This window comes from Photobacterium nomapromontoriensis (genome assembly GCF_050336815.1).
Lineage (GTDB): Bacteria > Pseudomonadota > Gammaproteobacteria > Enterobacterales > Vibrionaceae > Photobacterium > Photobacterium nomapromontoriensis.
This window is the reverse complement of sequence record NZ_JAKJSL010000034.1, coordinates 46971-61300: the sequence shown is the minus strand read 5'-3', so window position 1 is coordinate 61300 and position 14330 is coordinate 46971. Positions and strand designations below refer to the sequence as shown.

Below are 14330 nucleotides of genomic sequence, written 5' to 3'. Positions count from 1 at the left end.
ATTGAACAATGTATAAACCGACAGTTAAAGAGTAAAGGAAAGTGAGATGACCCAGAGGGTGACTTGGCAAGATGTGATTAACGCTGAGCGAGAGCAAGCGTATTTCCAGCACATAGAACATTATGTTGCCGCTGAGCGGGCGGCAGGTAAAGCCATTTATCCTCCGCAGGAGGCGGTTTTCAGTGCGCTGGATGCAACGCCATTATCAGCGGTAAAGGTCGTTATCTTGGGTCAGGATCCTTATCATGGACCCGGTCAAGCACACGGCCTAAGTTTTTCAGTTCGTCCGGGAGTGAAAGTGCCCCCTTCGCTGGCGAATATGTACAAAGAGCTGGTGGCTGATATTCCTGGGTTTACTACGCCGTCTCATGGTTTTTTACAATCCTGGGCCGAGCAGGGAGTGTTGTTACTCAATACCGTATTAACGGTCGAGCAAGGCAAGGCGCATTCCCACGCTAAAATTGGCTGGGAGATCTTCACTGACCGCTTGATTGAAGTGATAGAGCAGCACTGCGAGGGCGTGGTTTTCTTACTTTGGGGGAGCCACGCACAGAAAAAAGGCTGTAAAATTAACACCATGCGGCATCATGTCTTGCAATCTGCTCATCCCTCCCCCTTGTCCGCTTACAGAGGCTTCTTTGGTTGCCAGCATTTTTCACAGGCCAATGCGCTATTAAATCAGATGAATAAGTCGGAGATTAATTGGATGTTAGAAGAAATCGCTATATCTGACGAAATGTGATGGTGTTGTGATCTTTTTGCTTGTCCGATAATCAGGATCAAGGTGAAAAATCTTATCTGGGCATACACTTTTAGTAATGGATAAATAACTGGGAGGTACGCACAATGATATTGGATGAGATTCATACTGAGCATGGCTATATTGGGCGTCTGCTGACGCTATTACAGCAAAAATTAGCGGCAATACGTAACGGTCAGGAAGTTAACTATAGCTTGATCAAAGATATTGTCAGCTACCTGCAAAACCATGCCCAATACTGCCACCATCCGAAGGAAGATGTGCTCTACCATTATTATCAAGCACATTATGCGGATGAGGCCGAGCAGATGGAAAGTTTGGAAAAAGAGCATGAAAAACTGGCTGAGCTAACGCATGAATTTGCCGATACAGTGGATATGATCCTAATGGATGCTGTGATCCCTCTTGATGTGTTTGCTGACAAGCTCAATACGTTTGTTGATTGTCAAAAAGCCCATCTTGAGTTTGAGGAGCGCAAGATCCTACCATTGATCCGCTTGCATTTTACCCCTGAAGACTGGCAAACCGTATCAGAGCTGTACGAGAAGTGCGATAGTGACCCTTTGTTCGGTAACCAAGTTTCTGACTGCTATCGTCACTTGGCTCAGCGGCTTCATGCTTAGCCGTTGGAATGAAAGAGTCGGCCTTAGCCGACTCTTTTGTTATCGAATACCAGTAAGATGTGCTTAGAAATCAATATCGTCTGAGACGGTATTGAAGATATCAATATCAGCCAATTCACGGCGCAATCTTTGCCTGTCTTTCAGGGCCTCAATCTCACGCCATTTACGTTTAACGGGTTTGCCTCGAGAGCCACGACTGGGCATCTCGGCGGCTAGAAGGTCATCGAATGCATAGCTGTCCATAGAGCACCTCTTCCTTAAATCGCTCACTAGTTAAATATCATAACAAGGCCAACCATAAAATTGATGTGTTTCGCATTTGTTGCTAATCGATGAATTTTTTATGTGCGTTAGTTCTCAATATGCTGGTGCAGTAGAAAAAATGAACCCGATGACAGTGAATTCGGCGACAATAAATCATCCGTTATGAGGGGATTCTCAGCAGCAAAAGCACCATTACGCCATGATTACCCATTATTCTTAAGTGGGATATTGATTTTTGCAGGCTAAGTTTGCATGATCATCTGCCATCTGTAGTTATAACCTGTCATAAGATGTGTTCCGGATACTCCGGTATACCATTTGCGGTTACATGTCGACAACATAATAACTGTATCCAGTGGCGGTCTGTTCTGTGAATCACATCTATCGGCCACTGTCATTTACCACATAATAAAACTAAGGTTGTAGTACCCACTCAGTGATCGTAGCGCGCTCGCTATGTTCGTGCCATGTGTTGACTGAGAGGTAGGGTTACAGCATTTTCCTATTTGCGGATGACTGGTGAATTGTCCAGCCATCCAGCGTTTGACTGATTTTGAGGGGTAGGCGTGTCAAGTCAGATTAATTTTTTGAACGATCTGTTATGGGGCTCCGTACTGATTTATTTGCTGATCGGCGTTGGCGTATTCTTTACCTATCGGTTGGGGTTCATCCAGTTTCGTCACTTTGGCCATATGTTCAGTGTCATGAAAAACAGCCGAAAGTCTGATAAGGCGGGAATTTCCTCTTTTCAGGCATTGTGTACCAGTTTGGCAGCTAGGGTTGGTACGGGTAACATGGCCGGTGTTGCGGTTGCCCTAACCTTGGGCGGCCCCGGTGCTATTTTCTGGATGTGGTTGATTGCCATGCTCGGCATGGCAACGGCGTTTGCCGAAAGTGCATTGGCACAATTGTATAAGACTCGTGATGATGAAGGTAATTATCGCGGTGGTCCGGCTTATTACATGGAAAAAGGCCTCGGTATGCGTTGGATGGGGATCGTGTTCTCCATCTTTTTGATCATCGCATTTGGCTTAGTCTTTAACTCGGTGCAGGCAAACTCTATCAGCTTGGCAATGAATGTTGCGTTTGGCTGGAACCCAACTTATGTTGGCATCGCATTGGTGCTGATGACCGGGGTGATCATTTTCGGTGGGCTGCGAGCGGTTGCACGTACTGCTGAGATTTTAGTGCCGGCAATGGCGTTGTGCTATTTAGTTTTGGCACTCTTTATCATGTTTGCCAATATCGAGAAGTTACCTGATGTGCTGGGAATGATCTTCCGTAGTGCATTTGGCCTGGAAGAGGCCGCCTCTGGAGCACTTGGCTATACCATTGCACAAGGGATGATCAATGGCCTTAAACGCGGTCTGTTTTCTAATGAAGCAGGTATGGGGTCGGCACCGAATGCGGCAGCGTCGGCAACCCCTTACCCGCCACATCCCGCGTCTCAGGGCTATGTACAGATGCTCGGCGTATTTATGGACACCATTGTGATCTGCTCAGCTACGGTAGCGATTATCCTGATGTCAGGTGAATATGTACCACATAGTGAGATCACGGGGATTGAATTAACCCAGCGAGCGTTGAGTTCACAGGTCGGTGGTTGGGGGGCTATTTTCATTGCTGTTGCTATCTTTTTCTTTGCCTTTACCTCATTGGTTGCCAACTATTCGTATGCGGAAACGAACTTGATCTTTCTCGAGCATAACCACAAATTTGGTCTGATGGTATTCCGAATCGTGGTATTGGGGATGGTCATGTTTGGTGCCGTGGCTGATTTACCGACGGTATGGGCGATGGCCGATGTGTCGATGGGGATGATGGCCATTATCAACTTAATCGCGATTGTGCTGTTGTCTGGCACGGCGGTGAAACTGGCCAAAGACTACAATAAACAGCTGTCTATGGGGAAAGTACCGACTTTTGATAGTAACGACTATCCAGAGCTGCATGCCCAGCTAGAGGAAGGTATTTGGGACCGCTCAGACAAAGAGTGACGGTATTAAGCGAGTACTGCCGATGGCAGTAATAGAAAAAACCACGCGACTTTCGCGTGGTTTTTTATTGCAATGCTGTTAACATTTTCAAGACTGTTTAAGAAGGAATCTCTTATGTTAATCGTGGTATCTCCTGCAAAAACCCTTGATTATGAATCGCCGTTGACGACAGCAACATTTACCCAGCCAGAGTTAACGGCCCATGCCGCTGAGTTGATTGAGGTCTGCCGCGATCTGACCCCTGCCGAGATTGCTAGCTTGATGAAGGTCAGTGACAAGATTGCGGGGCTGAATGTTGCGCATTTTACGCAGTGGCTGCCGACGTTTACACCTGATAATGCCCGCCAAGCGATTTTGGCGTTTAAAGGCGATGTGTATACCGGGTTGGCTGCTGAAACTATGACGGAGGCAGATTTCTCTTATGCTCAGCAACACCTTCGGATGTTATCAGGGCTTTATGGTGTACTGCGCCCATTGGACTTAATGCAGCCTTATCGGTTGGAAATGGGCACCAAATTGGTTAACCCGCGCGGTAATAATTTGTATCAGTTCTGGGGGGATATTATTACCGACAAACTTAATACGGCCCTGACAGAACAAGGTGACAATATCTTGGTTAACTTGGCGTCGAATGAGTATTTCAAGGCGGTAAAAACCAAAAAATTAACCGGTACGGTGATCACCCCAGTATTCAAAGACGCGAAGAATGGCACTTATAAGATCATTAGTTTCTATGCCAAAAAGGCAAGGGGAATGATGGCGCGGTATATCATTGATCACCACGTTGACTCGATTGATGGCCTGAAAGCGTTTGATAGCGCGGGGTATTACTTTGTGCCGGCTGAATCAACAACCAGTGAGTTAGTGTTTAAGCGTGAAGAGCAAAACTAACGGTGAGTTCAGCTAGGTAGAGATAAAGAAAAGGCAAGGTATATCACCTTGCCTTTGCGATTTACTCAACGTTGACCGACGGGGTTAAGCGCCTTATTTGCTGCTAGGCTTTGGCTCTGATGCTTTTTTCTTTAGCTTCTTCACCGCTTTCTTTTGCTTTGCTGCTTTGAGTTTCTTATCAACTTTCACTTTCTTTTTCTTAACTGTTTTCGCTTTTTTAGTCGCAGGACGTAAGCCGTTGATAAAGCGCTCTGGCACTTCTTCTTTCATGTAACGGCCAATACGTTCGATCATTGACTGATCGTGCGCTTCAATGAGCGAGATTGCCATGCCCTTCTTACCTGCACGGGCTGTTCGGCCAATACGGTGCAAATACACGTCAGAGGTGCGAGGCATATCAAAGTTGATAACGTGGCTGACATCAGGTAAATCGATACCACGCGCGGCAACATCGGTCGCCAGTAGTACGTTCACTTCACCATCACGGAAACGGGCAATGGCATTATTGCGCGAGATCTGTGCCATTTCACCTTGGATCCAGCTACATTTAATGTCCATGGCTGTCAGTTGATCCCGTAGAATGCCTAGACGCTCGCGGGTTTTAATAAACACGATGCTACGCTCTGCCTGATGCTTGAGGATATTCTCAAGCAATGCCAGTTTGTGATTCATATCATCACAACGCAGATACAGCTGGTGGATTTTTTTGCGCTCGCGACGAGAAGGATCGGCATTGACTTCTACCGGCTCGGTCAAAATGGTTTGTGAGAATTCACGTACCCCTTTGCCCTCTAGCGTAGCTGAAAATAGTAGGCTCTGATTGCGCCAGCGACATTCCTTGTTGATGCGCTCAACGATTTTGGCAAATCCCATATCTAACATGCGATCCGCTTCGTCAAGGATCAGACACTCAATGGCACGACAATCGAAGCGCTCTGATTCGATATATTCCATCAGACGGCCAGGGGTCGCCACAACGATATCTTGGGTTTTGCCAAGCAGCTCAGCGTGCTCATCATAAGAGATCCCACCTGTGATAGTGAAAATCTTCTGCTGAGTATATTTCGCCAGAGCACGTGCCTGATCGGCAACCTGAATGGCTAGCTCACGCGTTGGTGTTAGGACTAAAATACGAGCAGGCCCCGGTCTTTTTCGCGGGAAATCTTGCAGGTGTTGTAACATCGGCAACAGAAACGCAGCTGTTTTGCCTGTACCGGTAGGGGCGGATGCCAGTACGTCCCGGCCATCAAGGGCAAGAGGGATAGCCTCAGCCTGGACCGCGGTTGGCCGGTCATAGCCGATTTCTTCAATGGCTTGCAGTAGCTCGCCATCTAATTCTAATTCGGAAAAGTCTCTCACCAGTCAATTCTCCTCGGGAATAAGGCTGATAACCCGTTAACTACCAGGCAAAAATATGTTGCTGGTTTCAGGCTGAATACATAAGGGGCGGCATTATAGAGATAATTGTCGCAACTATCACCGATAAAAGTACAAAAACTTTACTAAATCGGCAATGGCAAGTGCTTTGTTGATTACATCTTAAGGTAGAAATCTCGGGTTAAATCAGTAAAGGCAGCGGAATACCCCCCTTTTTGGTGGATCACCAGCGATTCTGTTGTAGTCGTCTTGTCGCTATGGGCCAGAGCAATCAGCAAACGACTGATGGGTTTTGTTTCAGTGGTGCTAATTTCACACACTCTGTGACAGAACAGCTGGTGGTTTGCTGCCGCATCTATTAATTGATGCCCTTCATAGGTTGGCAGGATTAAATTAGCTACTCCTGCTGGGCTGAGTAAATGACTTATCGCTGCCAGCAAGGTGTGATGCGACAAGGTATCAGTATGGCGTGCCGTTGCCCGGGCAGAGCAACCCGCTTGTTCACCGTGATTAAAATAAGGCGGGTTGCAGATGATGCTGTTGATCAGCCCCTTAGGCTGACTGGCTGCCCATGATGCAATATCTTGTTCAATCACATTGAGACGATGGGTCCAAGGGGTGTCCATAAAGTTGTGTCTGGCAGCCATTGCTGCACTTGGATCGATTTCAATCGCAGTAATGGTCGCTTGGTCGCACGCTGTTCGTTGGGCTGCCATTAATGCCAGTAAGCCACTGCCAGTACCGATATCCACTATCGGGCCTTGTGGATCGAGTGTTGCCCATGCACCGAGAATGACGCCGTCTGTGCTGACTGGCATACCACATTCGTGATCATTGACATGGAACTGTTTAAAGGTGAAGCCTTTTGCCATGGTTCTCTGAAACCTGTAATGATTTTGCTTTGGGTATTATACCTTAGCCGGGTGAGCTTGTCGGATCAGGTTGAGAAGAGGGGCGGTACCGAGTGACTTGTTAAGTGAATGTATACTATGGTTAATTATTTGTTATTTGGTTATTGCTTCTGTTTTAGATCTTTCTTTTTGTTGTTGATGGTTGGTCTTTGATGTTGTTTGTGGTTTTTGTTTTAGTTTTTTATGCTGGTTTTTAGCTATCACTACCAAAGATAATGGTGTTTTAAACTGGCGTGTTGCTTATTGGCTGCTTTTTCGTCATTATGCTGTGAGTAAGGTCACATTCAGCTTTTAGTTTCTTGTGGTCTTGAAGCATAATTTTAATAAAAATCACAAACACATCAACAGTACAGAGTGGAAGGTGCAGTTTGAAAAAGTCACTCAAAGCAACAGATATCTTAGCGTTAGGTTTTATGACCTTCGCATTCTTCCTTGGGGCGGGTAATATCATTTTCCCTCCACAAGCGGGCCAGCAAGCCGGTGATCATTTACTTTCAGCGATGCTGGGTTTCCTTTCTACGGGTGTTACTTTGCCTCTCGTTGCAATCATTGCGGTAGCAGTTGCAGGTGGCTGGAAAGGAATGACTCGAGATCTTCCTTCTAAGGTGGCAACCTTTCTGGCGGTGATGATTTTTATCGTGATCGGTCCAGCGTTTGCCGCACCAAGAGCGGGTTTGGTCGCCTATGAAATGGGCGTGAAACCGTTTATTACTGATGCAGGGCAGCTTAGCTTAACGCTTTTTTCTATCGCCTTTTTTGCTATAGCAATGTTCCTGTCTCGTTCACGCGGTAGCCTGATTGATCTGGTGGGTAAGGTACTCACCCCGATCCTATTCCTAGCCTTGATTGTGTTGGCGGTCGCGGTGGTGGTGAACCCTCAGGATGCGATTGAAGCGGCAAAGGGTGACTATGTCGACATGCCATTCATTAAAGGCTTTGTTGAGGGTTACAACACCTTGGATGCGGTCGCTGCACTGCTATTTGGTATGGTTATTGTTGATACCGTGCGTGATAAAGGGGTGACTGACGAAGCTGAAACACGTAAATACCTGATCATGGCGGGTCTGATCGCCGCGGCTGGGCTAGCGTTTGTTTATGTGTCACTGTTTTATCTTGGCGCAACCAGCGTTAATATTGCCGCGAATGCAACGAATGGTGGTGATATTCTTGCTATTTATGTTGCTGCATTGTTTGGCCCTGCCGGTCAGGCTATCTTGTCATTGATTGTCTTGCTGGCTTGTTTGACTACGGTTGTTGGCTTGATCAGTGCGTGTGCTGACTATTTCTCTACGCTGACTCGCTGGTCTTACGAGAAGTGGGTTGTCGTGTTGTCCGTTATTTGCTGTGTGGTCGCGAATGTTGGTCTTAATCAGTTGATTATTCTATCGCTACCGGCTTTGTTTGCGCTATACCCTATTGCGATGGCATTGGTATTCCTGACCTTCATCCGTCGGTGGTTGCCGAATCCTACCTTGTCTTATCGTGTAGTAATGCTAGTAGCATTGTCGTTCAGCATGATTGATGCGGCTAAAGTAGCGGGTTTTGATGTGTCTGCTTTCCGTGTGATCCCGCTGTTTGACTACGGGATGGCATGGCTAATGCCAACGTCGATTGCCTTGGTGATCACCTACTTCGTTGGTGCTAAAGCACCTTCGCAGCAGGAAAGCCAAACCGCTTAACAGATAGTCAGAGATACCATAGAAAAGGGATGCCATTGGCATCCCTTTTTGTTTGAGGAGCGAGCATGATTGGCCTAGAAGGTTTCACTGTACTCAGTCAGGATCTGCTCACACCATGTTGTGATTCGCTCATCGCTGTATTCATACTGGCTGTCTTCATCTAATGCGAGACCCACAAATTGACGGCCGTCATCGGTTAAAGCTTTTGAGGCGGTAAACTGGTAGCCTTCATTGGGCCAGTAACCGACAAAATGTGCACCAGTAGGGCGCAGTTTGTCATGTAGCATCCCCATGGCATCAAGGAACCATTCGGTATAACCTTCTTGATCGCCAAGGCCGAAAAGGGCAATGGTCGTACCTGCCAACTGTAACCCATCAAGTTGCTGCCAAACGGCTTCCCAGTCTTCTTGTAATTCCCCGAAATCCCATGTTGAAATGCCAAGGATCAGCATATCGTATTGGTTCATGGTCGAGATATCCGTTTCTTTGATGTTGTGCAGTTCAACCAATTCGCTACCAATACAGTCGCGGATTTTTTCAGCGGTCATTTCGGTATAGCAGGTGGTTGAGCCGTAGAATAAGCCAATTTTCATGCTGCATGTCCAGTATGTTACGGATAGTAATGAGAGTGATTCTACCTATGGCGTGTACATCTTTCATCACCTTTCAGGCTGTTGTCAGAAAATTTCGCCAGTTGGCAAAGAGGTCGTGAAGACATATGCAGTATGACGATGGTTTCTTCGGTTACATTTTGGATGAAATCGACTACTATTGAACCACTGTTTATTTATCCATGTGTTTCCTGAGGTAGTAGTGGAAAATGATGAAGTGATCATCGAGCGATTTCTCGATGCTATGTGGATGGAGCGAGGGTTGTCTGAGAACACCCTGATGTCATATCGAAATGATCTCAAAAAGCTGGAACATTGGGTGGGTGAGCAGGGGCTGTGCTTTGTTTCTGTGAGCGTAGATGATTTACAACGTTATCAGCTGTGGCTATTTGAGGCGGATTTTAAGCAGACATCGAGAGCCCGAATGGTGTCGGCGATTCGTCGACTCTTTCAGTATTTGTACCGTGAGAAACTGCGTGAGGATGATCCCAGCGCTATGCTGGTGAGCCCCAAGTTGCCAAAGCGTCTACCTAAAGACATTACCGAAGAGCAGGTGAGTGATTTGCTCGATGCGCCAGATCCGAATGACCCGATAGAGTTGCGAGATAAAGCCATGCTGGAGTTACTGTATGCGACAGGCTTGCGCGTGACGGAGTTGGTGAGCTTGACCATGGAAAATGTCAGCCTACGCCAAGGGGTAGTCCGAGTAACGGGTAAAGGTGATAAAGAGCGATTGGTACCGATGGGCGAAAATGCGATTGACTGGATTGAGCAGTTTATTCAGCAGGGACGGCCCCAGCTGCTGGGCGAAAAAAGTTCCGATGTAGTGTTTCCCAGTCGACGGGCCCAACAGATGACGCGACAGACTTTCTGGCACCGGATCAAACATTATGCGGTGATTGCAGGGATTGATTCTGATAGCTTATCGCCGCACGTGATGCGTCACGCGTTTGCGACGCACTTACTCAATTACGGGGCAGATTTACGGGTTGTTCAGATGTTACTGGGCCACAGTGATCTCTCAACGACTCAGATCTATACCCACGTTGCAACCGAAAGGCTTAAACAATTGCATCAGGCCCATCATCCAAGAGCCTAAAACATGGTAAGTGGTAATGCTGGTCGCCTCTCTGTTAGTTTGGTTATACTGAAGACAGTAAGATATTGTTGTCCCGTTGAAATTATCTTTAACTCTTGGGGTCATATACAACACTGGACTGGCCTGACGCGGCCTATATTCAGTTTGGTACTTTTGTTTTTATCTATTTTGTGAAAGGAATGAGTCAATGCGCTTTTTTGGCCGTACGTTACTTGCAACCGCTGTGGCAATGATTGCCTTTACCGCATCAGCTAAGCCTGATGAAGCAGCAATCAAAGACAAACTAAGTGGTTTAGGCCTCGTACCAGTGACGATCAGTGCATCGCCATTGCCGGGGTTGAATGAAGTCGTTACCGAGCGTGGTATTGTCTATGCCTCTGATGATGGGACTTATTTTCTAGCTGGTAACTTGTATCAAAATACAGGAGCTCAGCCAATCAATTTGACTGAGCAGAAGATGGCAAAGATCAACAAAGATAAGCTCAAGGGAATGGAAGATGAAATGATCATCTACCCAGCGAAAGACGAGAAGTATGTCGTCACGGTCTTTACTGATACCAGCTGTGGCTATTGCCGTAAACTGCATAACGAAATGCAGGCATATAATGATGCCGGTATTACCATTCGTTATTTAGCTTTCCCTCGTGGTGGCGAGCGTTCGCGTAATTTCGATGAGATGAGCGCAATTTGGGGTGCTAAAGATCCTGTTAAAGCGATGAATGAGGCCAAAAATGGCACGTTTAATCTAGTGGGCGCGCCGATGAATAAAGATCGGGTTCGCAAGCAGTATCAGCTTGGTGTTGCTATGGGAGTATCCGGCACGCCAGCGATAGTACTGGCTGATGGCACGATGCTACCGGGCTACCAGCCAGCGGATGCATTGCGCAAGATGTTAGACAGTCGCGGTTAATATCTTATCCTATGAAAGCCCGGATTTGATCCGGGTTTTTATTTTTCACCACTCATTAAGTGGTTGTTATGTTTAGTGACTTTATACCCAAGCGCCTTCACTCTGAACCTGTATATTGAGGTCGCTTGGGTATATGCCATAATGGCTAACTTACCCAATTCATCCCACCAGCCAGTAGATGTGCCCAATGATTGAAATAAAACGTCGCCCAGAGGCGGACACTAGTCAGTTTTCGGATGCCACGCCGCCGTTATTGCAGCGTATTTATGCCAGCCGAGGGATAAAGAGTGAGCAGGACTTGGAGCGCGGAGCCCGAGGTTTGCTGGGCTATAACCAGTTATTTGGTATTCAGCCTGCCGTAAACTTGCTGGTACAGGCACTGGCCGAGCAGCGGCGGATCATTGTTGTTGGTGATTTTGATGCAGATGGGGCAACCAGTTCGGCATTATCGGTACTGGCATTGCGCATGCTGGGTAGTCGTAATGTAGATTATCTGGTACCGAACCGTTTTGATGATGGTTATGGACTTAGCCCGGAAGTGGTTGAGCAGGCTGTTTCTCGAGGGGCGGAATTGATCATGACGGTCGATAACGGGGTGTCTTCCATTGCCGGTGTTGCGGCGGCGAAGGCCAAAGGGATCCCAGTACTGGTGACAGATCACCATTTGCCCGGAGATACACTGCCAGATGCCGATGCAATAGTTAATCCCAATTTGCATGAGTGTGGTTTTCCTTCCAAGGCCTTGTGTGGCGTAGGTGTCGCGTTTTATTTGATGCTGGCGTTGCGGGCTGAACTGCGTAAAGGCAGTTGGTTTACAGATCAAGGGCTCAGTGAGCCGAACTTGGCTGAATTACTTGATTTAGTCGCATTAGGTACGGTTGCTGATGTGGTCGCGCTGGATGGGAATAATCGAATTTTAGTGCATCAGGGGCTGCAACGGATCCGAGCGGGGAAATGTCGACCTGGCATTCGGGCATTGGTGGAAGTCGCTAACCGTGATCCTGCCCGAATGGTCGCCAGTGATCTCGGGTTTGCGTTAGGGCCGCGGATCAATGCTGCTGGACGGCTTGATGATATGTCTTTTGGTGTCGAATTGCTGCTGTGTGACAATATTCAGTCGGCACGACGGATGGCAACAGAACTCGATGCTCTGAATCAGACTCGTAAGGAAATAGAGCATGGCATGAAGGAAGAGGCGATGGCAATTTGCGAGCGCCTTAAATTCAATCAGCAAGATATGCCCTATGGCCTCGTATTGTTTCAACGGGATTGGCATCAGGGGGTCATCGGGATCCTTGCTTCTCGTATCAAAGAGATGTATCACCGCCCGGTGATTGCATTTGCTGATGCGGGCAATGGTGAAATGAAAGGGTCATGCCGTTCGATTCCAGGCTTGCATATGCGCGATGTGTTAGATTTAATTGATACTCAGCATCCTGGGATGATCTTAAAATTTGGCGGTCATGCGATGGCTGCAGGACTTACCATTCCTGAAGTACAACGTGAGGCATTTAGTCAGGCCTTTGATCTGGCTGTGCGTAACCAGTTGGATGAAGCGGCGCTTAAAGGGGTGTTATTGACTGACGGTGAGTTATTGCCGACAGAACTGAACTTGCCCACGGCTGAATTACTGCGAGCTGGAGGCCCATGGGGACAGCAATTTCCAGAGCCGATGTTTGATGGCCGTTTTCGGTTACTGCATCAGAAGTTGGTAGGCAGTAAGCACCTGAAAATGATGTTAGAACCTTTAGCGGGTGGCAGTGTTATTGATGCCATTGCCTTTAACATTGATGTTCGCCGCTGGCCAGACGCCTCGGTTCAACAGGTTGAGTTGGTGTATCGTCTGGATGTGAACGAATTTCGCGGAAACTGTAGCGTACAGCTGATGGTAGAGCATATTACTGCTCTGTAGCTAAAATCAGTGGTTTACTCTGTCTGGGTACGGCAGAGTAAACGGAATATTTCAAGTTGGTGACGACACTGTTTCTGTGACAGTGCTTGAAAAAAATAAATTCACCGATTCCCTTTCTTCTCCCCTGTATATTCTATCTACAATTCGATAGAATCCTTCGGTTATGTCCATTTCGGCTATGAAGAGTGGCAATGTTCGAGATTAATCCTATTAAAAACCGACTTGAGGATGTGTCAGCGCGTACTGATATCCTTAGGGGGTACCTTTGACTATGATGCTAAGAAAGAGCGTCTAGAAGAGGTCAACGCAGAATTAGAGCAACCTGATGTGTGGAACGAACCTGAGCGCGCCCAAGCGCTGGGTAAAGAACGTTCTGCCTTGGAAGCGGTTGTCGATACCATTGATCAGCTAGACCAAGGCGTTGAAGACGTTGAAGGCCTGCTTGAGTTAGCGGTAGAAGAAGAAGATCAAGAAACGTTTGACGAGATCGAACCTGAACTGGCTGAGCTTGAAGCGAAGTTGGCGAAGCTTGAGTTCCGTCGTATGTTCTCTGGCGATCACGACGCTTCCGATTGTTATATCGACCTTCAAGCGGGTTCCGGCGGTACTGAAGCACAAGATTGGACATCAATGATGCTGCGCATGTACTTGCGTTGGGCTGATGCCAAAGGCTTTAAAACTGAGATCATTGAAATCTCTGATGGCGATGTTGCAGGTCTTAAATCTGTAACTGTACGTATCAGTGGTGAATATGCTTATGGCTGGCTGCGTACCGAGACCGGTGTACACCGTCTCGTGCGTAAATCACCATTCGATTCAGGCGGTCGTCGCCATACCTCGTTTGCTTCTGCATTTGTTTATCCTGAGATTGATGACAATATCGTTATTGATATTAATCCAGCTGATTTACGTATTGACGTATACCGTGCATCAGGTGCGGGTGGTCAGCACGTAAATACCACAGAATCGGCGGTACGTATTACCCACTTACCGACAAATATTGTGGTTCAATGTCAGAACGATCGTTCTCAGCATAAGAACAAAGATCAAGCAATGAAGCAGTTAAAAGCAAAATTGTTTGAATTTGAAATGCAAAAGCAGAATGCTGAGAAGCAAGCCAGTGAAGATACTAAGTCCGACATTGGCTGGGGTAGTCAAATTCGTTCATACGTTCTAGATGATTCCCGAATCAAAGATTTACGTACTGGGGTGGAGAATCGTAACACCCAAGCAGTACTGGACGGTGACTTAGACCGTTTTATTGAAGCCAGCCTGAAATCAGGTCTGTAACCGACA

Annotated in this window: 13 protein-coding genes; 9 read left to right on the top strand and 4 right to left on the bottom strand. The window is 47.1% G+C overall.

Features of this window, described 5'->3' with window-relative positions; all coding sequences use genetic code 11:
- The first annotated feature begins 46 nt into the window (after nt 1-46).
- Together ung and L4D12_RS14920 are read left to right on the top strand one after the other, a co-directional pair.
- Nucleotides 47-742 carry a uracil-DNA glycosylase gene (gene ung / locus L4D12_RS14925; protein ID WP_428448642.1) on the top strand — a complete coding sequence of 232 codons (696 nt, stop codon included), beginning with the start codon at nt 47-49 and terminating at the stop codon, nt 740-742.
- A gap of 104 nt (nt 743-846) precedes the next feature.
- A complete protein-coding gene (locus tag L4D12_RS14920) occupies nt 847-1383 on the top strand; it encodes a hemerythrin domain-containing protein (RefSeq protein ID WP_428448641.1) in 537 nt (178 codons plus the stop codon).
- Between the two features lie 63 nt (nt 1384-1446).
- Here L4D12_RS14920 and L4D12_RS14915 read toward each other — a convergent pair whose 3' ends face one another.
- Nucleotides 1447-1626, bottom strand: a complete 180-nt coding sequence (locus L4D12_RS14915; protein WP_428448640.1) for a DUF3545 family protein — start codon at nt 1624-1626, stop codon at nt 1447-1449.
- Between the two features lie 587 nt (nt 1627-2213).
- Between L4D12_RS14915 and L4D12_RS14910 the strand changes: the two genes are divergently transcribed.
- Together L4D12_RS14910 and yaaA are read left to right on the top strand one after the other, a co-directional pair.
- Nucleotides 2214-3644, top strand: a complete 1431-nt coding sequence (locus tag L4D12_RS14910) for an alanine/glycine:cation symporter family protein (protein WP_428448639.1) — start codon at nt 2214-2216, stop codon at nt 3642-3644.
- Between the two features lie 114 nt (nt 3645-3758).
- Nucleotides 3759-4535 (top strand): peroxide stress protein YaaA, encoded by a 777-nt coding sequence (yaaA, locus tag L4D12_RS14905; protein ID WP_428448638.1) that lies wholly within the window; start codon nt 3759-3761, stop codon nt 4533-4535.
- Between the two features lie 93 nt (nt 4536-4628).
- On the opposite strand, the gene srmB is transcribed toward yaaA, so the two are convergent.
- Nucleotides 4629-5894, bottom strand: a complete 1266-nt coding sequence (srmB, locus tag L4D12_RS14900) for an ATP-dependent RNA helicase SrmB (RefSeq protein ID WP_428448637.1) — start codon at nt 5892-5894, stop codon at nt 4629-4631.
- A 173-nt stretch (nt 5895-6067) separates the two neighbouring features.
- Nucleotides 6068-6784 (bottom strand): tRNA1(Val) (adenine(37)-N6)-methyltransferase, encoded by a 717-nt coding sequence (locus tag L4D12_RS14895; protein WP_428448636.1) that lies wholly within the window; start codon nt 6782-6784, stop codon nt 6068-6070.
- A 407-nt stretch (nt 6785-7191) separates the two neighbouring features.
- On the opposite strand from L4D12_RS14895, the gene brnQ reads away from it, so the two are divergent.
- Entirely contained in the window at nt 7192-8502 is a 1311-nt protein-coding gene (gene brnQ, locus L4D12_RS14890) for a branched-chain amino acid transport system II carrier protein (protein WP_428448635.1), read from the top strand.
- Between the two features lie 74 nt (nt 8503-8576).
- Here brnQ and fldB read toward each other — a convergent pair whose 3' ends face one another.
- Entirely contained in the window at nt 8577-9095 is a 519-nt protein-coding gene (fldB, locus tag L4D12_RS14885; RefSeq protein WP_428448634.1) for a flavodoxin FldB, read from the bottom strand.
- A 220-nt stretch (nt 9096-9315) separates the two neighbouring features.
- Between fldB and xerD the strand changes: the two genes are divergently transcribed.
- The 4 genes from xerD to prfB all read left to right on the top strand — a co-directional run bounded on the left by xerD (nt 9316) and on the right by prfB (nt 14324).
- On the top strand, nt 9316-10212 hold the full coding sequence (gene xerD, locus L4D12_RS14880; protein ID WP_428448633.1) for a site-specific tyrosine recombinase XerD: 897 nt from the start codon (nt 9316-9318) through the stop codon (nt 10210-10212).
- Nucleotides 10213-10399: 187 nt separating this feature from the next.
- Nucleotides 10400-11122, top strand: a complete 723-nt coding sequence (gene dsbC / locus L4D12_RS14875; RefSeq protein WP_428448632.1) for a bifunctional protein-disulfide isomerase/oxidoreductase DsbC — start codon at nt 10400-10402, stop codon at nt 11120-11122.
- A gap of 187 nt (nt 11123-11309) precedes the next feature.
- The gene (gene recJ, locus L4D12_RS14870; RefSeq protein ID WP_428448631.1) at nt 11310-13034 is read left to right on the top strand and encodes a single-stranded-DNA-specific exonuclease RecJ; all 1725 of its coding nucleotides are present in this window, start codon (nt 11310-11312) and stop codon (nt 13032-13034) included.
- Between the two features lie 191 nt (nt 13035-13225).
- A protein-coding gene (prfB, locus tag L4D12_RS14865; RefSeq protein WP_428448630.1) for a peptide chain release factor 2 occupies nt 13226-14324 on the top strand; the annotation gives its coding sequence in 2 pieces (ribosomal slippage) (nt 13226-13300 and nt 13302-14324; 1098 coding nt in all).
- The last annotated feature ends 6 nt before the right edge of the window (nt 14325-14330 follow it).